The organism is Streptomyces sp. NPDC028289 (genome assembly GCF_055565975.1).
This window is the reverse complement of the sequence record NZ_JBVHTI010000007.1, coordinates 385,737-407,442: the sequence shown is the minus strand read 5'-3', so window position 1 is coordinate 407,442 and position 21,706 is coordinate 385,737. Positions and strand designations below refer to the sequence as shown.

Below are 21,706 nucleotides of genomic sequence, written 5' to 3'. Positions count from 1 at the left end.
CCTCTCCCCGTTCCCGTCCCGTCAGCCCTGCCCGGCCTGCCCGGCCCGGGCGGTCGGGACGGGCTCGGCGGGCTGACGGTCGGCGAGCAGGTCGATGATGGTGCGGGCGAAGACGTGGCAGTGGTTGCCGGTGCGGCCGGTGACCAGGTCGTCGTGGACGACGACGTCCTGGTCGACGTACTCGCCGCCCATGTTCCGCAGGTCGCCCAGCAGGTTGTTGTGGACGACCGCGCGCCGCCCGCGCATCAGGTTCGGGACGGGCGCGGCGAGCCACATGCCGTGGCAGATGATGCCCTTGACGATCGCCGGGTCGGCGAACGCGCGGCGCAGGAACTGCGAGGCGGGCGGCAGCCGGTCGGGGTCCTCGGTGTAGCGGAGGCGGTCGGAGACCATCCCGGAGGGGACGATCACCGCCGAGTACTCCTTCAGCGCGAACTCGTCGAGGTCCTCGAAGGACTCGGTGACCTCGAAGGGCATGCGGTGCTCGTGCCCCTGGAAGGTCATGCCCTCGTTGCCCCAGAGCCGGGTCAGGAAGTGGACCTCGGCGCCCTCCTCGGGGAAGCGGTAGCGGTAGTAGAGGATCTCGGGCTCGTAGAAGTCGCTCTCCATCAGGACGGCGATCTTGTGTCCGTTCAGTCGCACGGCGGTCACCCCTTTCCCTTGGCCGTCACCAGGTCGACGAGGAACGGCCCGTGGTGGGCGAGGGCCTGGGCCACCGCGCCCTCGGCCTGGCCGGGCTTCTCCACCCGTACGGCGGCCACGCCGAGGGAGCGGGCGAGGCCCGTGAAGTCGATGGGCGGGTGGGAGAGGTCGAACATGCCGGGCTGTTCGTGGGCCGGTATGCCGGTCTCCCGCCAGTACTCCTCGATGTTGTCCTCCAGCAGCCGGTAGCTGCCGTTGTTGCAGATCACGAACTTGGTGGGCAGGCCGTGGCGGGCGGCCGTCCACAGCGCCTGGAAGGTGTACATGCTGCCGCCGTCGCCGGTGAAGCCGACCACCGTGCGGTCGGGGTGGGCGAGCTGGGCGCCGAGCGCGCCGGGCAGGCCGACGCCGAGGGAGCCGCCCCGGGTCTGCATCCACCGGCCGGGCACGGTGGGCGGCAGGTGGCGGAAGAGCACCGGGGACGCGGTCAGCGCCTCGTCGAACAGCAGGGCATCCGGAGGGAGTTGGCGGGCGAGTTCGCTGGCGAAGGCGGCGGTGGGCACGGACTGCGCCTCGCCGTCGAACAGGTCCCGTTCCCGGGCGCCGGCCAGGGCGTCGGCCCGCTCGGCGGCCCGCACCCGCAGCCGCTCGGCCGCCTCGGCCCGCCGTTCCTCGCCCATCTCCCCGTGCAGCGCGTCGGCGAGCAGCCCGAGGGTGGCCTTCGGGTCGGCCACGATCCCGACGTCGACCGGGAAGTTCTTCGCGATGGCGTCGGTGTCGAGGTCCACGTGGACCACCGGGGTGCCCTCGGCGAAGACGTCGTACAGGGCCGGGAACACCTCGGGCAGCGCGTAGGTGCCGACGATCAGGACGCCGTCGGCCGCGCCGGTGATCCGCCGGCTCTGCTCGCCGAACATGTGCCCCAACTGGCCCGCGTACGCCGGGTGCTGGACGGAGAGGTTGACCTCGGCCCAGTCGGCGCCGTACACGTCGGCGCCCCACACCTCGGCGAGGCGGGCCAGTTCGGCCTGTGCGCCCGCGAAGTGCACACCGTCGCCCGCCACGATCAGCGGGCGGCGGGCCCCGGCGAGCAGCGCGGCGGCCCGGGCGACGGTGTCCGGGGCGGGGAGGCTGCGGGTGTCCGGGTAACTGACCGGAACGACCGCCTCCCGGGTGCCGGCGTCCATCACGTCGGCCGGCAGCACCACCAGGACCGGCCCGTACGGCGGGGTTCCGGCCACTTTGAAGGCGCGGCGCAGCACGCGCAGCGTGGAGTCGGGGTCGAGCACCCGGGTCGCCCACTTGGTGACCGGCTCCGCCATACCGACCAGGTCGGCCGCCATCTGGGCGTCCAGTCCGGCGTACCGCAGCCCGGCCTCGCCGACCAGGGTGACGATCGGGGCGTGGCCGCGCATGGCCTGGTAGAGCATGCCGATGCCGTTGCCGAGGCCGACCCCGGAGTGCAGCTGCAGGACCGCCGGGGTGCGGGTGGCGCGGGCGTGGCCGTCCGCCATGCCGACGGCCGTGGCCTCCTGCAGGGCCAGGATGTACTGGATCGAGGGGAAGGAGCGCAGTTCGTCGAGGAACCCCTGCTCGACCGTGCCGGGGTTGCCGAACATGTACCGGACGCCTTCGGCCTCCAGTTGCTCCAGGAGCGCGACGCGCGCGGGCCTGCTGTCCATGCTGGTCACCTCTCGCGGGACGGGATCTCAGGACGTCAGGAGGTCCTGAACCCCCACTGACGCAGGCCCTGTTCGAGGACCTCGACGGTCTTCTGGCCGGTCAGGTAGGAGTCCGGGGTCGAACGGCCCGTGATGAACGGGTAGTCGACGATGACCGAGGTCTCCTTGCCGAAGTTGCCGTGGTAGGCGCCGCCGGGCGCGGTGGCGTCGCGCAGGATGTACTCCAGCGGGTACGGCGGCGGGCCCATCACGAAGTCGGTGCCGAGGAACCCGGTGCCGTCCTTGTAGTCGTACTCGATGCAGTGCCCGGTGACGTGCTTGCCCCGGATGATGGACGTCCGGGTCTCCTGGTCGCGGGCGAAGGCCAGGCAGGCGACGCCGTAGCACTCGGCGGCGATCGGCCGGTCCAGCTCGCGGAAGGCGAGGATCAGGTCGTGCACCCGCCAGTTGTTGGCGAGGTCGACGATGGGTCCGCTGCCGCCAACGATCAGCAGCGCGTCGTAGCGGTCGGCGATCTGCCGGCGGATCTGCTCCAGGCGGCTGTGGTAGCCCTCCCAGTCGCGCAGGAAGTACGGCCGGGAGCGGTAGGGCCGGTCGGGCAGCCAGGACGCGAGGTCGAGGGGGTTGTCGAGCCGGTCCGACTCCTCGACGGCCCGTACCTTGGCCGCCATCTCGGGCGTGGTGACGGACCGGCCGAGCGGCGGGTCGACGTACTCGGGGTCCATGCTCGGCGGCAGCGCCTGGGGCCGCTTGCCGGTGGGGGTGGCGAAGGTGACGTGGTAGCCGGCCTGGTCGAAGGTCTCCAGGGGGCCGATCAACTCCTCGCCCCAGTAGCCGTGTTCGGAGAGAACGACGAGGATGCGCCTGCTCATGGGATTCCTCCCGGTTTCGGCGGGACGGTGCCAAGTGGCGGATTCCTGTCTACGGCGGGGCACTTCGTCCGGACCATCGCCGCCGCCCGTGCTCACGGCACATGCCCAAGTGGCCGAATGCACTACGGCATGTTGTGGCCAACGCCTGCGGGCCGGTCGCTACCGGACGGTACGGCCGTCCCGGCAGGCGAGTTGCCCGAGCCGGAGCCGCGACTTCGCACAGTGCGCCCCCGTGTCCTGGCGCGGAGCGCGCGGGGCGCCCCGGCTGTGGGGTCATCGGACGCGTATCGCTCCCGGTTCCCGGGGGCGGGACCCCGATGAGCGGAGACATCCATGTCCACCGAACAGACCGGCTCCGACCGGGAGATCGAGGAGTTCGTGCAGCGCTGGTTCGGCCTGCTCAACGTGCACGCCCCGGTCGCGGAGCTGCTGCCCTTCGTCGCCGACGAGGGCCTGGAGATGGCCTTCCCGGAACGCACCCTGCACAGCCACGCGGACTTCGTCGACTGGTACGCGGCCGTCGGTGAGGCCTACAGCGAGCAGGACCACACCGTGGAGAAGCTCGTCCACCAGGAGGACGGCCTGCGGATCGGCATCGACCTGACCGTCGTCTGGACGGCGAAGTCCACCGCCGACGGCGCCGTGTCCTCGTTCCGGATCAACCAGCAGTGGCGGCTCGAACGCCCCGCGCAGGGCGCCGCCCCGGTGATCGTCGACTACCAGGTCGGCGAGCCGGCCGCCCTCTGACCCCGTCACCGTTTGGAGGCTGTCATGCCGTCGAATCCGACTCCCCCGGTGCCACAGGGCGCCGACTACGTGGTGGTCGGCGCGGGTTCCGCCGGCTGCGCCGTCGCCGCCCGGCTCAGCGCGGACCCGTCCGTGACCGTGATCCTGCTGGAGGCCGGCGGCCCGGACGTACGCCCGGAGATCCACCACGCCGACGCCGCCTCGGTCCTCTCCCTGCTCACCGCCGACTGGCGTGGCGAGATCGACTGGGGCTACGTCACCGAACCCGAGGCCGGCATGGACGGCCGCCGCGTCCCGGTGGCCCGCGGCAAGGTCCTCGGCGGGTGCAGTTCCGTCAACGCCCTGATGTGGGTGCGCGGCAGCCGCCACGACTACGACCGCTGGGTCACCGAGGGCGCGACCGGCTGGTCCTACGACGAGGTCCTGCCGTTCTTCCGTGCCGCCGAGAGCTACTCCGGCGGCGGCTCCGAGCTGCGCGGGGCCGACGGCCCGGTCCGGGTACGGCAGTTGGACAATCCGTCCCCGCTGGCGTCCGCCTTCGTGGCGGCGGCCGGTGAGCTCGGCCACGACGCCGCGAGCGACGGCGACTACAACGGCGCCCGGCAGGACGGGTTCGGCTTCCTGTACCAGACCAACCGCGACGACGCGGGCGGGCGGTGCAGCGCCGCCGACGCCTATCTGCGCCCGGCCCTGGACCGGCCCAACCTGACCGTGGTGACCGGCGCCCGCACCACCCGGCTGCTCCTCGACGGGGACCGGGTCACCGGCGTCGAGTACGTCCTGGGCGGCGCCCCCGCCCGGATCCGCGCCGAGCGCGAGGTCATCGTGTCCGCCGGGGCGTTCGAGTCGCCGAAGCTCCTGATGCTGTCCGGCATCGGCCCCGCCGACCACCTCAGGGAGCACGGCATCCACTGTGTGCGGGACCTGCCGGGCGTGGGCGCCGGGCTCCAGGACCACCTCTTCACCCCGGTCTGCTACCAGTCCCTCCAGGAGCACCCGCCCGGCGCGCTGCTCTCCGAGGCCGGGCTGTTCACCCACACCCCGGCCGCCGACCCGGACGGCCCGCCCGACCTGCAGTTCACCTTCGGCCCGGTCAAGTTCCTGCCGGCCGGCGCGCCCGCCGACCAGTGGGAGGGCCCCGGCCTCACCTTCGCCCCGATCGCCGTGCTCCCGCACAGCCGCGGCCGGGTCCGGCTGCGCGACGCCGACCCCGAGTCCAACGCGGTGATCAGCGCCGGCTACCTCACCTCGGCGGCCGACCTGGACGTCCTGGCGTACGGGGTCGAGCTGGCCCGCGAACTCGCCGCCACCCGGGCCTTCGACGCCTTCCGCGGCGACGAACTCGGCCCCGGCAAGGACGTCACCTCCCCGGCCGAGCTGCGCGCCTACGTCGCCGCCAACGCCACCACCCTGTGGCACCCGGCCGGTACCTGCCGGATGGGCAGCGGCCCGGACGCCGTCACCGACCCCGAGCTGCGCGTCCACGGCATCCGGGGCCTCCGGGTCGCCGACGCCTCCGTGATGCCGTCCATCGTGGCCGGCAACACCCACGCACCCAGCGTCATGATCGGCGAGCGCGCGGCGGCGTTCGCCCTCGGCACCTCCCAGCCGCTTCCGACCGCCGCCCGACCCAGCGAGGGGATGCACCATGTCCACCCGTGACCAGCAGGACATCCAGAAGCTCTACGGGCGCTTCCTCGACGCGCTGAACGCCGGCGACCTGCAAGGCGTCCGTGCCGTGCTCAGCCCCGACTTCACCGACCACCACCCCGGCTTCGACATCAGCGGCATAGACTCCTACCTGGACGCGGTGCGCGGCGCGCACGAGTCGCTCGACCTCAAGGGCGAGCTGGAGGAGGGCGCGCCGCTCGGCGACGACCGGATCGTCACCCGGGTGAAGCTCACCGGCACCCACCTCGGCGACGTGCTCGGCCTCCCGGCCACCGGCCGCAAGGTCGAGTGGTCCACGACCGAGATCTGGCGGGCCGAGAACGGCCTGTTCGCCGAGCGCTGGGCCCAGGACGACCTGCTCGGCCTGCGCGCCCAGCTGTCCTCGGACGACCTGAACTACACCGTGGTCCGGCAGGTCAGCGACGCCGTCAACGAGCGCCGCTACGACGACCTCGACGAGCTGTTCGGGCCCACGTTCAAGGACAACAACCCGGCCTGGAGCGTCGAGAGCCTCGACGAGCTCAAGGTGATCATCAAGGGCGCGCACGACGCGCTGGACATGCGCGTGCACCTCGACGCCCTGTACCCGGCCGCCCCGGACAAGGTGATCATGCACATCACCTTCCACGGCAGGCACATCGCGCCGTTCCTGGGCCAGGAGGCGACCGGCAGGGACGTCTCCTGGACCAGCCTGGAGGTCTACCGCCTGGAGGACGGCAAGGTCGTCGAGCGCTGGGTCCAGGCCGACACCGCGGGCCTGATGCGCCAGCTCGGCGTGGACCTCCCCTGACCCCACGACAGGCACGCAGGAAAGGACGGGCGCATGAGCACCCGAGAAGTGGTCGACACCTACTACCGGCTGGCCAACGAGGGGGACTGGGACGCCTGGTGCGACCTGTTCGCCATCGACCAGACCATGGACGAGCAGCTGGCCGGGCACGTCGAGGGACGCGAGACGCTCCGGGAGATGATGAAGGGCTTCCCGCAGATGTACGCCTCCTTCGCCAACGTCCCCCGCCTCGTGGTCGTGGACGGCGAGCAGGCCGCGGTGGTCTCCGACATCACCGCCCGCACCCCGGACGGCATCGCGGTCGAGGCCGTGGTGTGCAACTACTTCCGGGTACGCGGCGGGCTGATCACCTACATGACGAACGTCCACGACACCGTGCCGTTCGCCCCGGTCACCGGGAAGTGACGGCCGTGACGACCGCCGCCCCGAACGGCCTGCGCTGGGCGCACGTGGGCCTCAACTGCCGTGACCAGAAGGCCACCGAGGACTTCTACACCCGGCACTTCGGCTTCCGCCGCGCCCGGGTCGTGGAGGCCGACGGCACCCGCGTGGTCTTCCTGCGCAACGGCCCGGCCTGCCTGGAGCTGTTCGCGACCGCCGCGGAGCCGCTGGTGACCGCCGCGAAGGACGGCCCGGACAGCCCCGGCACCGCCCGCCACCTCGCCTTCCAGGTCGACGACGTGGACGCGTTCCTCGCCGCCGCCCAGGGCGAGCTGGAGCCGACGCTCGGGCCGCTGACGTTCGACGAGTTCATCCCCGGCTGGAAGACGGTCTGGGTCTCCGACCCGGACGGCGTCGTGGTGGAGGTCAGCCAGGGATACACCGACCAGTCCACCGAAGAACTGGCAACGTACGCCTGACAGGAGAGTTCCCCACATGAAGGCCGTTCCCGAGCAGACCATTCTCATCACCGGCGCGACCGACGGTCTCGGCCGCGCGGTCGCCCGTGAACTCGCCGCGCAGGGCGCGTCGCTGATCCTGCACGGCCGCAGCGCGTCCAAGGGCGCGGACCTGCTGGCCGAGCTGCGCGCGGCCGGCGCCACCGGCCGGCTCAGCTACGAACTGGCCGACTTCTCCTCGCTGGAGGACATCGGCAAGCTCGCCGAGCGGATCCTCACCACGTACGACCGGCTGGACGTACTGGTGAACAACGCGGGCATCGGCGTCGAGCTGGCCCGCCAGGAGAGCCAGGACGGCCTGGAGCTCACCTTCCAGGTCGACTACCTGGCCGCGTACATCCTCAGCTGCCGGCTCGCCCCGCTGCTGGTGGCCTCGGCCCCGGCCCGCATCATCAACGTCAGCTCCGCGGGCCAGGCGCCGATCAACTTCCGTGACGTGATGCTGGAGCGCAACTGGGACGGCGTACAGGCCTACTGCCAGGCCAAGCTCGCCCAGATCTCGCTCACCTTCGACCTGGCCGAGCGGCTGCGCGGCACCGGGGTCACGGCCAACGCGCTGCACCCGGCGTCGTACATGCCGACCAAGATGGTGGTGAACCTGTTCACCCCGCAGAGCACGGTCGCGGACGGCATGCGCAACACCCTGCGGCTGATCACCGACCCGGCGCTGGACGACGTGTCGGGCGTCTACTTCAACCGCTCGACGCGGGCACGGGCGGGCGCCCAGGCGTACGACGAGGGCGCCCGCGCCCAGCTGCGGAAGCTGAGCGAGTCGCTGACCGGGGTGGCGTTCCCGGCCAGCTTCGGCTGAGCCCCGCCCGCCGCCTCCCCGAACGGGACGAGCCCCCGCGTCGCGGGGGCTCGTCCATGTTCCGGCGGATTTGTCGGCTGCCGCGCCGTCGTGGCTGGTCGCACAGTTCCTCCCCCAGCCTTCGGCCGGGGGCACCCCCAGCGCCCCTTTGGGGCGCTACCACCTCAGTCCGCTGTGACGGACAGACGGTGGTGGAAGACGTTGTGCGGGTCCCAGGCCGCCTTCACGGCCTGCAGGCGGGCCAGGTTCCCCTTGAAGTACAGGCTCTGCCAGGACACCCCCGAGGTGTTCCAGGCCGGGTCGGCGAGGTCGGTGTCCGGGTAGTTGATGTACGACCCGTCGTTGGTGTCGTTCGGCACGGGCACCCCGCCGGTGACCGCATACAGGTCGCGGTAGAGGTTCCGCATCCAGGTGACGTGCCGGTCGTCGGAGGCGGCGTCGGGCCAGTACGTCGTGAAGTTGGCCTTCAGGACCGAGTCCCGCTGGGCCAGCGCGGTGGCCGAGGACGCGACGGTGTTGACCTTGCCGCCGTAGGAGTAGAGCAGGATCCCGGCGTGACCGTCGTAGCCGGCGTCGGAGAGGTAGCCGTAGAGCGTCGAGGCCTGCGCGGCGGACCAGCCCCTGCGCAGGTAGGCGCCCTTGGACTTGGTCCGGTTGTACAGGCCGGTGTCGTAGGGGTCCTTGAGCGTGGTCTTCAGCCACGGCCAGGAGGAGCGGACCTCGGCGTACGGCGCCCCGATGCCGCCGGCCACCGCCGTGACGTACGCGTCAAGGAGCGCGGAGGCGTCAGCAAGGGTCCCGTCGATCTGGGTGTTGAGCACGACGGCGCCCTGCACCCGGTTGTAGAGGATGAGCACGCTGTGCAGGCTGTCGTAGGCGGACCCGGCGACGCTGTTGCGGGCGTGCCAGGCCCCGTGGTCCGCGATGAGCGCGGTGAAGGCCGCCTCGGTCAGGTCGCTCCACCTGATGGTGACCGTGGACTTCAGGAGCGTCTTCGGGGGCCTCGGCAACAGGCCGGCGGGGTCGGTGCCGGTGGCGTCCGGGGAGCGGAACCAGTAGCGGGTGACGATGCCGAAGGTGCCCCCGCCCCCGCCGGTGTGCGCCCACCACAGCTCGCGGTGCGGGTCGCCCGGCTCCCGGGTGGCGACCACCGCGCGGGCGGTCCCGGACGCGTCCACCGTCACCACCTCCACGGCGTACAGGTGGTCCACGACCGCGCCGTGCTGCCGGCACATCGCGCCGTACCCGCCGCCGGTGACGTGCCCGCCGACCCCGACGGTCGGGCAGGTGCCGCCCGGCAGCGCCACCCCCCACTCCAGGTACAGCGTCCGGTAGACGTGCCCGAGGGTGGCGCCGCCCTCGACGAGAAAGGCCCGGCGCGCCGGGTCGTAGCGGACCGCGTCCATCTCGGACATGTCGACGAGTATCCGTACGTCCGGGTCGTCGACGAGCCCGTCCAGGCAGTGCCCGCCGCCGCGCACCCCGATGCGTCTGCCGTCGCGCACGGCCTCCTGGACGACGGCCACCACCTGCTCGGTGCTGTGCACGAGCCGCACGGAGTCGGGGGCGGCGGTGAATCTCGCGTTGTAGCCGCGCGAGGTGAGGTCGAGATAGCGGGCGTCGGAGGCGCCGACGGTGACCGCGGCGGGGGTGCCGGCCGCTTCCTCCGCGGCGCGGGCGGGGACCGGGAGGAGGGCCGCACCGGCCCCGGCGGCGGCCGCCGAACCGAGGAGTCCGCGCCGGCTGAATCCGGCGGCGGGCCACCGGTCCGGCCGCTGCTGTCGTGGCTGTCGTGTCACAGGTATCTCCTGAATCGCTGGGAAACGGCTGCCGCCCGGGAGGCGCGGGGCCTCCCGGGCGGCACGGGGGAACCGGCGGACGCGACGGTCAGACGACCTCGTGTCCGCTGACGGTGGTCTCGGGGATCTCGTCGCGGACGTCCCAGTGCTCGACGATCAGTCCCTCGTCGATCCGGAACACCTCCACGACGACCATGCCGCGGTCGTCCGGGTCGCCGCGGAACCGGGTGTGCAGGAAGACCAGGTCTCCCGAGCCGGCCGCACGGCGGATCTCGAACCGGGCCCGCGGGTACTGCTTGTGGAAGCCGTCGACGAACTCGACCAGCGGGGCCCGCCCGTCGGGCAGGTTCGGGTTGTGCTGGATCAGGTCCTCGGCCAGGTACTTGTCGGCCAGCTCGGTCCGCCCCTGGTTCCAGACGGTCTCGATGTACTCGCGAACGAAGTTCACCTGGTGGCTGCTCATGGGTTCTCCTTGAACTGACTTGAGGGATAGCGCCCCCGAAGGGGCGCTGGGGGTGCCCCCGGCCGAAGGCTGGGGGAGGAACTGCGCGACCAACCACGACGGCGCCGCGGCCAACCGACGAATCGCTCAACTGGTATGCACGGGCGCGGTCGCAGACCGCTCCGCAGCGGCCGCCGCCGAGGCGACCTGCCGAACCGAGGACAGATGGGCGAGCCCCGCCAGGACGAGGACACCGAGGGCCGCCCACGGAATCGGCCCGGCGCCCAGGTCCGGTAGCAGCGAGCTGCCGATGAAACTGCCGAGGCTCATGCCGAGATACAGCGCGGCCGCGTTCAGCGCGAGGATCAGCCCCGGCTGCAACGGCACCAGTTCCACCAGCCGGGCCTGCTGCGGCGCCTGGTACATCTGGCTGAAGAACGCCCAGAACGCGAAGAAGACGACCCCGGGCGCGGAGTGCGGGGCGACCAGCAGCAGTACGAAGCCGAGCGCGAGCCCGAGCACCGCGACGCTCACCGTGCGCCCGCCGCCCAGCCGCTCGGCGATCCGCGGCGCGCAGGCGTTGCCCGCCACCCCGATGACGCCGAAGGCGAGCAGGGTCAGCGAGATCAGCCCGCTGGACGCACCGAAGCGGTCCTTCAGGTAGGCGCCCGCGATGCCGTAGACGGTGAACTGGGCGGCCATGAACAGCAGGGTCGTGGTGACCGTGGCGGCCGTGGCCGGGGTGCGCATCGCCTCGCGGTAGGCGCCGGCCGTCGGCGGTTCGCCGGCCGGGATCTCGGGGACGAACACCAGCACCGCCACGAAGGAGAGCGCCGACAGCGCGGCCACGCCGAGCAGCGCAGGGCGCCAGCCCAGCGAGCCGCCGAGGAACGAGGCCAGCGGCACGCCGAGCACCGCGGCGGCCGTCATGCCGCCGAACACGGTGGCCAGGGCCCGCTGCCGGCGCTCGGGCGGCACGATCAGCGCCCCGGCCGCCGAGGCGCCGGGCCCGAAGACCGCGGCCCCCATCGCGCCGAGCACCCGGGTGACGGTGAGGAAGCCGTAGCCGGGCGCGACGGCGCCGAGGGCCGCGCCGACGGTGAGCAGGCCGACGCCGACGAGCAGCACCCGCTTGCGGTTCCACCGGCGCAGCAGGATGGGGGCGGTGGGCGCGCAGACCGCGAACGTCAGCGCGAAGACGGTGACCAGGATGCCCACCGTGGCCGGCTGGACGTGCAGGTCGTCGCCGATCGGGCCGTTCAGGCCGACGACCGCCAGCGAGATCGTCCCGAGGCTGAAGTAGCCAAGTGACAGGGAGAGCAGGGCGGGTAAGGCGCTGCGGGACGGCATCAAGCCACCTCCTCTTCGTCATCGGTGCCGGAAAGGCGGGAGCCGGAAAGTTCCATACAGCGAACCTAGGAACGCTCCGCGTCCCGCCGAGCCCGCCCCGGAAGGCCATCCGGCACTCCCCCAGGTCCGTCGGCCTACTACGTCAGGTCGTCGCGGGGCCGTCATGGGCCGTCGCGGGGCCGCCGTCAGGCCGTGCCGAACTCCCGGTTCCGGAGGATCAGCGGCACCTGCCGCCCGGAGCTGATCAGCCAGTGCTCCACCGCGTTGACCAGCAGGAGCAGCACGGTGGTGGCGGCGAGGGTGGCCACGGCCGGCAGCCGCCACGCCGGCAGCGCGAGGACGAGCAGGGCGAGACCGCCGTAGAACCGGGTGGCGGACGCGGCGCCGAACATGCGGCGCCGGGTGTAGCAGAACGCCAGCATGAAGAGGGCGGCACCGGACGGCAGCAGGGCGGCGCTCAGGCCGTCCGGGGTGTCCAGGGGGTGGCGGACGGTGCGGGTGGCGCCGACGGAGACCAGCAACAGGCCGACGACCAGGACGAGATGGCCGTAGCTGAGCACGTCGCGGACGACGACGGACGGGGTCGGATGGGTGCGCAGGGCGTGTGCGACGGCCGAGGCCACCAGGTGGAAGTAGAGCCACCACAGGGCGCAGCCGACCAGGAAGGCCAGGACGAGGGCGGTCAGTTCGGCCGGGGCGAGCGAGCCGTGGGCGGCGCCGGCGCCGACGGCGAAGACGTTCTCCCCCAGGGCGATCATCACGAACAGGCCGAACCGCTCGGGCAGATGGTTGACGCCGAACGCCAACTGGCGCAGGTGGCCGCTGAGTACGACGGGTGCGGCGATCTCCGCGACGACGGCGCAGGTCCAGCAGACCTCGCGCCAGGGCGCCGGTACGGTCGCGCAGGCGAACAGGACCACGGCGAAGCCGAGTCCGGCCCGGTAGGGGTGGATGGTGTAGAGGGCGCACTCCTTGCGGATCGCCTCCCCGATCAGCAGGCGCAGGGCGAGGTAGCTTCCGGAGTACAGCAGTGCCGCCTCCCGGTCCTCCAGGGCGAGCGGGGCGGCCACGGCCATGCCGTAGACGGCGAGCGCGGTCAGCAGCAGGAACACCCGCTGCAGATTGGTCTCGTGCACGGCGTTCATCGCCATGACCACGTCCACCCAGGCCCACCAGAGCGGGACCAGCACGAGCAGGCAGGTGCCGAGCACCGGCCAGCTCGGGTGCACGGCCACCGGGTGGGCGACCTGGCCCACGCCGAACGCGAGGACCAGGTCGAAGAAGAGCTCCGCCCAGGTGGTGCGGTCACGCGCCGGAACGGCGGGAGCGGTCGTCGCTGCGGTTGCGTCGGTCATCCCTGTATGGGGACATGGCCCCCGCCCGGCGCCCGCGCGCAGTGGAATTCCGGCGGGTACTGCGGGAAGTCATGGCCCGCGATGTCCGAACTCGGCCTCAGAGCAGGTCCAGGGCGTCGAAACCGTAGCTGGGGCTGAGGTAGCCGCCGCCGCCCGCCGAGCCGCTGGCCGCGTCGATGCGCAGGGTGTTGGTGCCGGTCAGCAACTGGGCGGCGGGGATGACGTAGGCGTAGGTGTGGTTGTTGCCGCGGTAACTGCCGACGGTCAGGGTCCGGGTGGAGGGCTCGGTCGCGGCGGCGGGGATGGCCGAGGTCCAGGTGTCGTTGACGGTGATCTGGGGGCGGCCGTTCGCCTTGGCGGTGGTGATGCCGATGCGCAGAGTGCGGTCGGCGGCCGCCTGGGCGGCGGTGAGGGTGAAGGAGACGAGCAGTCCCTGGTTGATCTCCTTGAACTGGTAGGCGGGCCAGGCGGAGGCGGTCGAGGCGCCTATCACGTAGGTGCCGGTGGTCCACGCGGCGGCCCGGGAGTCGGAGGGGTGGGCGTAGGTGACGAGGGAGGAGTTCCGGAAGCCGGCCGGGGTGCCGTCCCAGTCGCCGATGCGCCAGACGGCGCTGTCCGTGGACGGGTCGCCGGTGATGGTGATGGTGTGCACGGTGGTGACGGCACCGGCCGTGACCGTGACGTCCTGGGTGTGCACGGCGAGCTCGCCCTTGTAGACGGTGAGGGTGTACGTGCCGGGGAGGATGCCCTTGACGCCGTACTTGCCGGTGCTCGCGTCCACCTTTCCCCAGTACTGGGCGTCGGCGTTGGACACGCCCACGACGTAGGGGTACGAGGTGTCCCGTCCCGCGAGCCCGTTGCCGACGATCCGGCCGCGGCCCCCTGCACCGGTCCAGCCGGTGAGGCCGAGGGCGTCCACCCAGGCGGTGTCGTCGCGCCCGGACACGGCGGCGGCCGGCGCGGCGCCGTCGGTGAAGGCGAGGACGTATGGGCCGTGCAGACCGAACCGCTCGGGCTCCGTCTGACCCTCCGCGTAGTAGAGGTGCTCGTAGAGCCCGGCGCCGGACTCGTTGCCGTGGCGTAGGAGCTGGCGGATGAAGGGGCCGCCGGAGTCCTTCTCCTTGTTCGAGCGCACGACCCACACGGAGGCGGCGGAGGTGCTGAAGCCGAAGTAGTCGTAGTCGATGGTCCGCAGGTCGGAGAAGTGCTTGGACCTGGTCGTGCCGTCGGTCTTGCGGAAGACGTCGGCGGACTCGATGACGGTGTCCGAGTTGGACCAGGTGTCGGGGGATGTGGTCGGGAAGATCCCGGGCCTGAGACGCGCGATGTAGCGGCTGGCGGTGACCGAGGTGTCGGCCTTGTAGGTGAACAGGTAGATGTTGTTCTCACCGCTGCGCGCCGCGTAGGAGTGGATCAGGGTGCCGTGCACGACCGTGATCAGGACGACTCCGGCGGCGGGCGTCGAGACCGTCACCGCCGAGGTGCCGAGGCCGCTTTCGATGTGGGAGTTCTTGCTGTCGTAGCCCTGGTACTCGGTGCCTTTGTAGACGAAGGACGAGAGGTCGCCGTTGCTGTGGTCGACCTTGAAGACCAGTCCGGCTCCGGTGTCGACCACGTAGTGGGTGCCGTCGTCGGTGTAGCCGAAGCTCGCCGCGGATGCCGTGACGGGGGTGGCGAGGGCGAGGGCGAGTCCGGCCGCGGAGGCGAGCACGGTACGGCGGGAGAGCGGACTGTCGTACGGCATGCGGACAACTCCAGTGACGTCAGGGCGGGTTGGGGGCGAGCGGCGCAAGCCTGCCCGACCGGACGGCGCACCACGGCGATCGAGGGCCGATGGCCACGGAGATGTAACGCGACGTCACATTCGGTCCCGACATGCGGGATCGGACCGCGAAATCGCCCGATCGTGAATGCTTCTTTTCATTTCTGTGGCTTCTGCTGATCGAAACAGTTGGTTTCCGTACGCTCCTGGCCGTCCATAGAAAGGGATCTTCCGATGCGCTACTCCTGGGCCGCCGTCGTGGTGAGCCTCGCGGCCGCGGTCACCACCGCACTGAGCACCGGCGCCGCCGCCGCGCCGGACCGTCAGAGCCCCCACCACGAACGCCGGTTGCTGGCGCACGACGACTTCCGGCACGGAACCCGACAGTGGCGGGCCGAGCTGGAGAAGGGCGGCACCGTCACGGCGGAGAACGGGGTGCTGGACGTCGACGTGCCCGCCGGAGCCTCGGTGTGGTTCAAGCGGCCGTTCGCCGGCCGGTACGAGATCGACTACACGGCGACACCGGTCTCGGCCGGCGGTGCCAACGACCGGGTCAGCGATCTGAACTCCTTCTGGAACGCCCGGGATGTACGGTCTCCTGAAGACCTGTTCGGCACGGCCCGTAGCGGCGCCCTGGCCGACTACGACCTCCTCACCACGTACTACGCGGGTCTCGGCGCGAACTCCGACACCACCACCCGGTTCCGCCGCTACGTGGGCGTGGCCGGATCCCGGCCGCTGATCTACGACTACACCTCGCCACTGCTCACCGCCAACGAACCCAACCGCGTCCGGCTGGTCTCCGACGGCAGCCACATCCAGTACTGGGACAACGGCGAACTGGTCTTCGACTACACCGACGAGAACCCGTACACCAGCGGCTGGTTCGCCTTCCGCACCACCTGGAGTCACTTCCACATCACCGACTTCCGCGTCTGGCGGCTGGGAGGCGGTCACGATGCCTGAGCTGTCGCGCAGAAGCGCCCTCAAGGCGGCAGCCGCGGCCGTCGTGACGCCCCAGCTCTCCTGGGCGCTCGCCGCCGCCCCGGCCGGGGCGGCGCCGGCCGGGGCCGGCACCGCCGACCCCGTGCAGCTCACCTGGCTGGAGGGCGGCACCCCCGCCGAGGCCGTCGGCACCACCTTCGGCGTGGCCTGGCCCAAGGGCGCGTTCGCCGCCGACCAGGCCTTCGCGCTCACCACCGCCGACGGCACCGCGGTCCCCGTCCAGTCCTGGCCCACCGCCTACTGGCCCGACGGCACCCTGAAGTGGACCGCCCACGCGGTCGGCACCACCACCGAGGCCGCCGAGAGCTACACGCTGGCCCCCGGCACACCCGCGCGGGCGGACACCGCGCTCACGGTGGACACCAGGGGCGGCACGATCGAGGTCGACACCGGCGTCATCCAGGTCAGCATCGCCAAGGCCGGCGGACACGACGTCGTACGCGGCATCAGGCGCGGCGGCACCGAGATCGCGCGCAAGGCCGAACTGGTCGTGCTGCGCCAGCCGGAGATCGACGACGACTACGACGGCAGCGGGGCCGGCACCCGCTGGGAACGCTTCACCGGCCGCGTCGGCTCCGTCACCGTCGAGCAGTCCGGTCCGGTGCGCGCCGTCATCCGCCTGGAGGGCGAGCACGAGCGCGGCAGCCACTCCTGGCTGCCCTTCGTCATCCGCCTCTACCTCCACGCCGGGTCCGAGGCCGTCCGGGTCGTCCACACCGTCACGTACGACGGCGCCCAGGAACCCGGCAAGGCGAGCGGCGACTTCATCAAGGGCCTGGGGCTGCGCGTCCGCGTCCCCCTCTCCGACGAGCTCTACAACCGCCACATCCGTCTCGCCGGTGCCGACGACGGCTTCCTCACCGAAGCCGTACAGGGCGTCACCGGCCTGCGCCGGGACCCGGGCGCGGGCGTGCGCGCCGCGCAGGTCAGGGGCGAGCGGCTGCCGGACGTCTCCACCTGGGACACCCGCGTCTCCTCTGCCCTCAAGTACGTCCCCGCCTGGGGCGACTACACCCTCGCCCAGCTCTCCGCCGACGGCTTCACCGTCCGCAAGCGCACCAAGCCCGGCCACGGCTGGATCCACACCACCGGCGGCACCCGCGCCCCCGGCTTCGGCTACGTCGGCGGGATCAGCGGCGGACTCTCCTTCGGCCTGCGGGACTTCTGGCAGAAGCACCCCGCCCAGCTCGACGTCCGCGGTGCCGCCTCCGACGAGGCGACCGTCACCCTCTGGCTCTGGTCGCCCGAGGCCCAGCCGCTCGACCTGCGCTTCTACCATGACGGCCTGGGGCAGGACACCTACGCGGAGCAGACCGCCGGACTCGACATCACCTACGAGGACTACGAGCCGGGCTTCGGCACCGCCTACGGCATCGCCCGCACCTCCGAGCTCTACCTGTGGGCCAACGCGGCCACCCCCACGGCCGGCACGCTCGTCGCCCAGAAGGACGCGCTGACCGCACCGCCGCAGCTCGTCGCCGCCCCGCAGACCCTGCACAAGGCGGGCGTCTTCGCCGGCCTGTGGTCCCCCGTGGACCGCTCGACCCCCGCCAGGAAGACCATCGAGGACCGCCTCGACCTGCTCTTCACCTACTACCGGGACCAGCGCGAACAGCGCCGCTGGTACGGCTTCCTGGACTACGGCGACGTCCAGCACACCTACGACCCGGACCGTCACACCTGGTGCTACGACGTCGGTGGCTACGCCTGGGACAACTCCGAGCTCTCCACCGATCTGTGGCTCTGGCTGTCCTACCTGCGCTCCGGACGCGCCGACATCTACCGCTTCGCCGAGGCCATGACCCGCCACACCGGTGAGGTCGACGTCTCCCACATCGGGAAACGGGCCGGTCTGGGCACCCGGCACGGCGTCCAGCACTTCGGCGACAGCGCCAAGCAGGTCCGCATCTCGACGCCTGTCTACCGCCGTCTCTTCTACTACCTCACCGCCGACGAGCGGACCGGCGACCTCATGCACGCCCAGGTCGACGCGGACGAGACCTTCCTGACCCTCGATCCCAACCGCAAGGTCCGCACCGACGGCTACACCCCCGGGGACCGCCACGCCCTGTCCATCGGATTCGGCACCGACTGGAGCGGGCTGGGCTGGGCCTGGTGGACCGAGTGGGAACGGCGCGGCCCGAAGTGGCCGACCGCGCGGAAGAAACTGCTGGCCAGCGCCTCGACCATCGCCGCCCAGCCGAACGGCTTCGTCCAGGGCAGTGGTCTGTACGACCTCGACACGGGCGCCTTCGCCGTCCAGACCACCCCGGTCGTCGCCGTCTCCCACCTCTCCGCGAGCTTCGGCCTGCCCGAACTCGCCGCCGAGCTGCTCGACACTCTCGGCGAGAGCGACATCCCGGGCTTCAAGGCCGCCTGGCTGGACTACTGCCGCTACTTCAACGCCACCTCGGCCGAGCAGAAGGCCCGCTACGGCACGAGTTTCAAGGTGAGCCTGGTCCAGGGCCACTCCCGCCTGGACGCGTACGCGGCGAGCCTGACCGGCGAGGCCGCACTGGCCACCCGGGCCTGGAGCAAGTTCGCCGCGAGCGACGGCTACCCGGCCGCGAGCACCCCGTGGACGACCACGAGGACCGACGGCCCCACCGTGCTCAACGCCGGGACGGACGCGACCTGGGTCAGCACCAACTCCACGGCGCTGTACGGTCTCGCGGCCATCGAGGACCTCGCCCTGGCGGGTGACGCACTGAACTGAACGCCGGCCCACCGGGGCGCGGCACCCGGTGGGCTCACCTCAGCCTGTCCACGTACCGGTCGGTGCCCGGCACGGTCGGTATGAACGGCGCCACCAGCTCCACCCGGCCCAGCCCCGACCCGGCGACGTCCTCGTCCAGGCCGGTGAAGTGGGCGTCCCAGCATTCCCTCGGGTCGGTCTCCAGGAACCACAGCAGGGTCAGCCGGGTGTCGATGCCCTCCACCTGTTTCACGTACGTCATCCGGTCACCGGGGAGCGGGGTCGGCCGGAAGACGGTCACCATGGCGGTCGGCGAACCCGCCAGCCTCCTCGGCAGGTGCCGCCCGCGCAACCACTCCACCAGCTCGGCCCGCTGCTCTGCCGAGTCGCTGTCGACGACCTCGACCACCAGCCCCGCGTAGGGATGGTCGAGGGCGTGGAAGTCGCGCGGCCCGGCGGCCTCGTCCCGGTACACGGTCGCCTCGTGGTCCTGGAACGCCGTGAAGACATGGGTCCGGTCCTGGTAGACCCGGGCGTCCCGGTTCAGCCGCCGGTTGATGGCGACCGTCCACTTCATGTGGTCGGCGTACCGGCCGTCGGTGATCCAGTACGTGGAGATGTAGCACCCCGCCGTCACCGGCTGGGCGACGGCGGACTTCTCCGGGTAGCGCAGAAGCTGGAGGTCGCGCGTGGCGACCCAGCGGCGTCCCGCGTACATCCAGGGCATGGCCATCGCGCCCGCGTAGTAGTGGTCGTCCTCGTACCAGCGGTTGTACGCGTACTCGTGGCCGGGGTGCGGTTCGACCATGGTGATGAGGGCGTGGCCCGGCCGGACGCCGTACGGCCCCACGGCGGCGAGTTCCGCGTACACCTGACTGCGCGTGTCGTTCTCCGTGTGCGTCGAGTCGCCTGTCATGACTCCGGTCTAGCTGACTCGGCGTCAGATTACGAGAGGGCGGCCGGGTCGGTCGACGTTGTGAAGATATTGTTTAACTAGCGTGAAATTGACGGGCGTTGTCGGCGCTGGCGAGAATGCGGATCACCTCGCTGTGACCAGAGCGAGTGCAGTGACGCGGGGTTGGGCCACGCCGTCTTCCATTGGCCTGCGCACATCCCGCACGCACGACCACCTCCCACACCTAGTTTCCGCAAGGGCACATCGTGACGCGCTTCTCACGCTCCAGAACGTCGGCCACCCTCGCCGCGACGGCCTTCCTCGCCGCCGCGCCCCTCGCCGGGGCCACGACCGCGAGCGCCACCACCGCGAGTGACTGCCAGACGGCCACCGTGCAGTACCGCATCGTCGACGCCGACGGAAACCCGGTCGGCGCCGATTGGACCTCCCAGGGCGGTTTCCACCAGTGGGACTCCGCCCCCGGCACGGTCGAGGTGCGCCTGGCCCCCGGGCAGAACGTCGGCGCCGGCTGCACGTACCCGGTGTCGCTGGCCGAGTACACCACCGAGGGCTCCAACTGGTACACCTCCGGCCACCAGACGCTCGTCGACCACGCCACCGTGTACCTCACCGCCGACGACGTCGCGGGCGGCGACGACGCCAAGCGGACCTGGCAGAAGCTGGCCGTGAAGAGCCCCGACTGCTACGGACAGATCGACCTGTACGGCGACGACGTCGTCTACGACGGCAAGTCGGGGGACGGGCACGGCCCCGCACCCTACGAACCCGGCAACGTCGTCACCCCGTACCACCTCATAGCCGCCTGGAACGGCGGCGACAAGGCGTGCACCCCCGACCAGCCGGAATCCCCCACGCCCTCCGCGTCGACACCGGCCAGCCAGCCGCCCGCCCCGGAGACCTCCGCACCGTCCACCCCGACGCCCTCCACCCCCGCGTCCTCCACCCCGCCGGCCTCCTCCTCCACCCCGCCCACCACGTCCCACGTGCCCCCGATGAAGACGCCGCCGCCCACCACCCCGGCAGCCTCGCCCAGCACCAGTACCCCGCCGCTGGCCGAGACCGGTGCCAGTTCCTCGACACCTCTGATCGCCGGCGGCGCCGCCCTGGTGATCGCGCTCGGCGCCGGCACGCTCTTCGCCACCCGCCGGGCCCGCAAGTCCTGAGCCGCCCCGTAAGGCCGTGACCATCCGCCGGCTCCGCCCCCAGGGCGGAGCCGGCGCCGTTTGCCGGTCCGCCGCCCCTCCCCCCTTCCACCCTCCCGCACCCGCCCCTACCCTGACGGACCGTCAGACACAGTGGGCGAACCGGAGGTCATCGATGTCGCTGCTCACGGGCAAGACCGTCGTCGTCTCGGGAGTCGGCGCCGGACTCGGACACCAGGTCGCGGCGGCCGTCGTACGGGACGGCGGGAACGCGGTACTGGGTGCGCGGACCGAGGCGAACCTCGCGAAGAGCGCGGCCGGGATCGATCCGGAGGGCACCCGGACCGCGTACCGGCCCACCGACATCACCGACGAGAGCCAGTGCGAGGCGCTGGCCGCGCTGGCCCGGGAGCGGTTCGGCGGGATCGACGCGGTGATCCATGTCGCCGCCTGGGACTCCTACTTCGGCGGGGTCGAGGACGCGGACTTCGCGAGCTGGGCGTCGGTGATCGACGTGAACCTGCTGGGGACGCTGCGGATGACCCGGGCGTGCCTGCCGGGGCTCAAGGAGGGGGGCGGCTCGGTCGTCTTCATCGGCACCCAGTCCGCCGTCGCCGCGCCCACGCAGGTGAAACAGGCCGCGTACGCCGCCTCCAAGGGTGCGCTGACCAGCGCGATGTACTCGCTGGCGCGGGAGCTGGGGCCGTACCGGATCCGGGTCAACACCGTGCTGCCGGGCTGGATGTGGGGGCCGCCGGTGCAGGCGTACGTCCAGTTCACCGCGCACACGGAAGGGGTGCCGGAGGACGAGGTGCTGGGCCGGCTGACCGGGCGGATGGCGCTGCCCGAACTGGCGACGGACGGGGACGTGGCGGACGCGGCGGTGTTCCTGGCCTCGGATCGGGCGCGGGCCATCACGGGTCAGTCGCTGCTGGTCAACGCGGGGGAGCTGATGCGCTGAGGGGGCTGGTTCCAGCCATTCACGCTGTTCATACTCATGAATCAAGGTCAGGAAGACGAACGATTTTACTCTCCCTTGACCTTACGCCCGCTTGTCGTGCCCGCGTAACGGAACCCACGATGAGCGGGCACTTCGCGGCCTTCCCCGTTCCCACTCCGCTTATGC

19 protein-coding genes are annotated in these 21,706 nt (G+C 71.7%); 10 read left to right on the top strand and 9 right to left on the bottom strand.

What is annotated here, in order from left to right:
• Positions 1-21: 21 nt before the first annotated feature.
• The 3 genes from ACZ4UV_RS35045 to ACZ4UV_RS35035 are packed head-to-tail and all read right to left on the bottom strand — an operon-like array spanning position 22 to position 3,196.
• Positions 22-642: a DJ-1/PfpI family protein gene (locus tag ACZ4UV_RS35045; RefSeq protein WP_390049106.1), complete on the bottom strand. Its 621-nt coding sequence runs from the start codon at positions 640-642 to the stop codon at positions 22-24.
• A 5-nt stretch (positions 643-647) separates the two neighbouring features.
• Positions 648-2,324, bottom strand: coding sequence for a thiamine pyrophosphate-binding protein (locus ACZ4UV_RS35040; protein ID WP_467843484.1), 1,677 nt, complete (start codon positions 2,322-2,324; stop codon positions 648-650).
• A 35-nt stretch (positions 2,325-2,359) separates the two neighbouring features.
• Positions 2,360-3,196 (bottom strand): type 1 glutamine amidotransferase domain-containing protein, encoded by an 837-nt coding sequence (locus ACZ4UV_RS35035; protein ID WP_390049110.1) that lies wholly within the window; start codon positions 3,194-3,196, stop codon positions 2,360-2,362.
• Between the two features lie 333 nt (positions 3,197-3,529).
• Here ACZ4UV_RS35035 and ACZ4UV_RS35030 point away from each other — a divergent pair, with 333 nt between their 5' ends.
• The 6 genes from ACZ4UV_RS35030 to ACZ4UV_RS35005 are packed head-to-tail and all read left to right on the top strand — an operon-like array spanning position 3,530 to position 8,114.
• Positions 3,530-3,943 (top strand): nuclear transport factor 2 family protein, encoded by a 414-nt coding sequence (locus tag ACZ4UV_RS35030; protein WP_467843481.1) that lies wholly within the window; start codon positions 3,530-3,532, stop codon positions 3,941-3,943.
• 24 nt (positions 3,944-3,967) lie between these two features.
• Positions 3,968-5,605 (top strand): GMC family oxidoreductase, encoded by a 1,638-nt coding sequence (locus tag ACZ4UV_RS35025; RefSeq protein WP_451015916.1) that lies wholly within the window; start codon positions 3,968-3,970, stop codon positions 5,603-5,605.
• Positions 5,592-6,404, top strand: a complete 813-nt coding sequence (locus tag ACZ4UV_RS35020) for an ester cyclase (protein ID WP_451015915.1) — start codon at positions 5,592-5,594, stop codon at positions 6,402-6,404. Before ACZ4UV_RS35025 ends, ACZ4UV_RS35020 begins: the two co-directional genes overlap by 14 nt.
• Before the next feature lie 33 nt (positions 6,405-6,437).
• The gene (locus ACZ4UV_RS35015) at positions 6,438-6,809 is read left to right on the top strand and encodes a nuclear transport factor 2 family protein (RefSeq protein ID WP_351484728.1); all 372 of its coding nucleotides are present in this window, start codon (positions 6,438-6,440) and stop codon (positions 6,807-6,809) included.
• 5 nt (positions 6,810-6,814) lie between these two features.
• Complete coding sequence (locus ACZ4UV_RS35010) at positions 6,815-7,264, top strand: VOC family protein (protein ID WP_451015914.1); 450 nt, start codon at positions 6,815-6,817, stop codon at positions 7,262-7,264.
• A 16-nt stretch (positions 7,265-7,280) separates the two neighbouring features.
• Positions 7,281-8,114, top strand: a complete 834-nt coding sequence (locus ACZ4UV_RS35005; protein WP_451015913.1) for an SDR family NAD(P)-dependent oxidoreductase — start codon at positions 7,281-7,283, stop codon at positions 8,112-8,114.
• A gap of 164 nt (positions 8,115-8,278) precedes the next feature.
• Here ACZ4UV_RS35005 and ACZ4UV_RS35000 read toward each other — a convergent pair whose 3' ends face one another.
• The 5 genes from ACZ4UV_RS35000 to ACZ4UV_RS34980 all read right to left on the bottom strand — a co-directional run bounded on the left by ACZ4UV_RS35000 (position 8,279) and on the right by ACZ4UV_RS34980 (position 14,804).
• On the bottom strand, positions 8,279-9,913 hold the full coding sequence (locus ACZ4UV_RS35000; RefSeq protein WP_467843474.1) for an FAD-binding oxidoreductase: 1,635 nt from the start codon (positions 9,911-9,913) through the stop codon (positions 8,279-8,281).
• 88 nt (positions 9,914-10,001) lie between these two features.
• Positions 10,002-10,376: a nuclear transport factor 2 family protein gene (locus ACZ4UV_RS34995; RefSeq protein WP_089102071.1), complete on the bottom strand. Its 375-nt coding sequence runs from the start codon at positions 10,374-10,376 to the stop codon at positions 10,002-10,004.
• A 126-nt stretch (positions 10,377-10,502) separates the two neighbouring features.
• On the bottom strand, positions 10,503-11,705 hold the full coding sequence (locus ACZ4UV_RS34990) for an MFS transporter (protein WP_467843471.1): 1,203 nt from the start codon (positions 11,703-11,705) through the stop codon (positions 10,503-10,505).
• A 185-nt stretch (positions 11,706-11,890) separates the two neighbouring features.
• Positions 11,891-13,060, bottom strand: coding sequence for a low temperature requirement protein A (locus tag ACZ4UV_RS34985; protein WP_451022938.1), 1,170 nt, complete (start codon positions 13,058-13,060; stop codon positions 11,891-11,893).
• A gap of 97 nt (positions 13,061-13,157) precedes the next feature.
• Positions 13,158-14,804 carry a rhamnogalacturonan lyase B N-terminal domain-containing protein gene (locus ACZ4UV_RS34980; RefSeq protein ID WP_467843467.1) on the bottom strand — a complete coding sequence of 549 codons (1,647 nt, stop codon included), beginning with the start codon at positions 14,802-14,804 and terminating at the stop codon, positions 13,158-13,160.
• Positions 14,805-15,056: 252 nt separating this feature from the next.
• Here ACZ4UV_RS34980 and ACZ4UV_RS34975 point away from each other — a divergent pair, with 252 nt between their 5' ends.
• The gene (locus ACZ4UV_RS34975; protein WP_451022772.1) at positions 15,057-15,788 is read left to right on the top strand and encodes a DUF6250 domain-containing protein; all 732 of its coding nucleotides are present in this window, start codon (positions 15,057-15,059) and stop codon (positions 15,786-15,788) included.
• Positions 15,781-18,543, top strand: a complete 2,763-nt coding sequence (locus ACZ4UV_RS34970) for an exo-rhamnogalacturonan lyase family protein (protein ID WP_467843463.1) — start codon at positions 15,781-15,783, stop codon at positions 18,541-18,543. The genes ACZ4UV_RS34975 and ACZ4UV_RS34970 overlap by 8 nt, the downstream gene beginning before the upstream one ends.
• Positions 18,544-18,577: 34 nt before the next feature.
• On the opposite strand, the gene ACZ4UV_RS34965 is transcribed toward ACZ4UV_RS34970, so the two are convergent.
• The gene (locus ACZ4UV_RS34965) at positions 18,578-19,438 is read right to left on the bottom strand and encodes a hypothetical protein (protein ID WP_467843460.1); all 861 of its coding nucleotides are present in this window, start codon (positions 19,436-19,438) and stop codon (positions 18,578-18,580) included.
• A gap of 245 nt (positions 19,439-19,683) precedes the next feature.
• On the opposite strand from ACZ4UV_RS34965, the gene ACZ4UV_RS34960 reads away from it, so the two are divergent.
• Both ACZ4UV_RS34960 and ACZ4UV_RS34955 read left to right on the top strand, forming a co-directional pair.
• Complete coding sequence (locus ACZ4UV_RS34960; RefSeq protein WP_467843457.1) at positions 19,684-20,601, top strand: LAETG motif-containing sortase-dependent surface protein; 918 nt, start codon at positions 19,684-19,686, stop codon at positions 20,599-20,601.
• Positions 20,602-20,755: 154 nt separating this feature from the next.
• Positions 20,756-21,541, top strand: coding sequence for an SDR family oxidoreductase (locus ACZ4UV_RS34955; protein ID WP_451019903.1), 786 nt, complete (start codon positions 20,756-20,758; stop codon positions 21,539-21,541).
• Positions 21,542-21,706 lie beyond the last annotated feature (165 nt).

Excerpts from the sequence above, each read along its gene's own strand:
- ACZ4UV_RS34990 (WP_467843471.1), bottom strand. The coding sequence starts at position 11,705 with ATGCCGTCCCGCAGCGCCTTACCCGCCCTGCTCTCCCTGTCACTTGGC.
- ACZ4UV_RS34970 (WP_467843463.1), top strand. The coding sequence starts at position 15,781 with ATGCCTGAGCTGTCGCGCAGAAGCGCCCTCAAGGCGGCAGCCGCGGCC.
- ACZ4UV_RS35025 (WP_451015916.1), top strand. The coding sequence starts at position 3,968 with ATGCCGTCGAATCCGACTCCCCCGGTGCCACAGGGCGCCGACTACGTG.
- ACZ4UV_RS34955 (WP_451019903.1), top strand. The coding sequence starts at position 20,756 with ATGTCGCTGCTCACGGGCAAGACCGTCGTCGTCTCGGGAGTCGGCGCC.
- ACZ4UV_RS35040 (WP_467843484.1), bottom strand. The coding sequence starts at position 2,324 with ATGGACAGCAGGCCCGCGCGCGTCGCGCTCCTGGAGCAACTGGAGGCC.
- ACZ4UV_RS34980 (WP_467843467.1), bottom strand. The coding sequence starts at position 14,804 with ATGCCGTACGACAGTCCGCTCTCCCGCCGTACCGTGCTCGCCTCCGCG.
- ACZ4UV_RS34995 (WP_089102071.1), bottom strand. The coding sequence starts at position 10,376 with ATGAGCAGCCACCAGGTGAACTTCGTTCGCGAGTACATCGAGACCGTC.
- ACZ4UV_RS35015 (WP_351484728.1), top strand. The coding sequence starts at position 6,438 with ATGAGCACCCGAGAAGTGGTCGACACCTACTACCGGCTGGCCAACGAG.
- ACZ4UV_RS34985 (WP_451022938.1), bottom strand. The coding sequence starts at position 13,060 with ATGACCGACGCAACCGCAGCGACGACCGCTCCCGCCGTTCCGGCGCGT.
- ACZ4UV_RS35020 (WP_451015915.1), top strand. The coding sequence starts at position 5,592 with ATGTCCACCCGTGACCAGCAGGACATCCAGAAGCTCTACGGGCGCTTC.
- ACZ4UV_RS35005 (WP_451015913.1), top strand. The coding sequence starts at position 7,281 with ATGAAGGCCGTTCCCGAGCAGACCATTCTCATCACCGGCGCGACCGAC.
- ACZ4UV_RS35030 (WP_467843481.1), top strand. The coding sequence starts at position 3,530 with ATGTCCACCGAACAGACCGGCTCCGACCGGGAGATCGAGGAGTTCGTG.
- ACZ4UV_RS35035 (WP_390049110.1), bottom strand. The coding sequence starts at position 3,196 with ATGAGCAGGCGCATCCTCGTCGTTCTCTCCGAACACGGCTACTGGGGC.
- ACZ4UV_RS34965 (WP_467843460.1), bottom strand. The coding sequence starts at position 19,438 with ATGACAGGCGACTCGACGCACACGGAGAACGACACGCGCAGTCAGGTG.
- ACZ4UV_RS34975 (WP_451022772.1), top strand. The coding sequence starts at position 15,057 with ATGCGCTACTCCTGGGCCGCCGTCGTGGTGAGCCTCGCGGCCGCGGTC.